Source organism: Phormidium sp. CCY1219 (assembly GCF_055795085.1).
The window spans coordinates 1-946 of sequence record NZ_JAYFEQ010000298.1 but is presented as its reverse complement, the minus strand read 5'-3'; the positions used below and the strand labels follow the sequence as shown (position 1 = coordinate 946).

At 37.9% G+C, this 946-nt stretch carries 1 protein-coding gene and 1 pseudogene; one reads left to right on the top strand and one right to left on the bottom strand.

Annotation, left to right across the window (positions count from 1 at the left end):
- A partial coding sequence (locus AC0QH1_RS04995; protein ID WP_324629815.1) for a transposase occupies window positions 1-521 on the bottom strand: 521 nt, incomplete at its 3' end.
- Window positions 522-786: 265 nt separating this feature from the next.
- Here AC0QH1_RS04995 and AC0QH1_RS04990 point away from each other — a divergent pair.
- A pseudogene (locus AC0QH1_RS04990) lies at window positions 787-946 on the top strand (transposase); the annotation flags it as partial.

The following is a 946-nucleotide window of genomic DNA, read 5'->3' as shown; positions in this document are numbered from 1 at the left end:
CCTTGAGGTTTATTTTTTTTAATTGTCGCAATTTGCTTGTTGTACCACTGATTTTTTGACTTGAGATGTTTACCGTCAATAATAAAGCTATTGCCTTGAGTATCTACACAAGTTAACCAGTTGTCTAAGCCGTGGTCAATAGAAATAGCTTTATCCGGGTCTAACTTAACTGACTGAATTTTCATCTCATAAACAAACTCGGTATAAAAGCAACCGTGGCGGGGTAAAATCCTAATTTCTTTAATTGAGTTCCAGTCTAAATTACTCGCTATCGGAATGTAGAATGCCTCCAATCCAAACCATGCTTTTACCTTACGTCCTAATGGAACTTTAATCCCTTTATCGGTGAGCTTCAACCATTTTTTAGGATAAGAAACGGTAAATAAACCTGGTTTTCGGTAATTGGGTAGTTTAGGCTTATTAGCCAATTCACCTTTCCCAAATAGCTTGAGTAATTCTTTAAAGCTGCTCAAAGATTCAACAACGCCGTTGCATATTTGTTGGGCACTAGAAGCATACATCGCGTTAAAATGTCTGTTCCACTTCATCTGCCTGCTTCGCCTTTAGTGACCAATCGATTTTTTTTAAACCAAACTTGTCGGGCATAATAAACAGAGCAATTAAATACTTTGTTTGCCTCACCGCACAAATATTCTAATACAGCCCGCCGGTCTTTATCTGGATGCAATAAAACCTGTTGACATCCATAACTTTTTGTTTGTTTCTTAGTTTTTTTGCTCAGGTTTCCATTCTAATCAAGGGGTCGATAAATGTCAACCCATCAACATGAAAAATCGACAAAAAATATACCGACACGGCAACCATTCAGTAGGTTTGGCCCACGTCCATTTAGTTTGGATTCCCATGCATACGCAAGAAAGTATTAGTGGGCCAAGTAAAAATAAGGTTAGCAGCTATCTTGTCAGAAGTGGCAACAGAAAAAGGT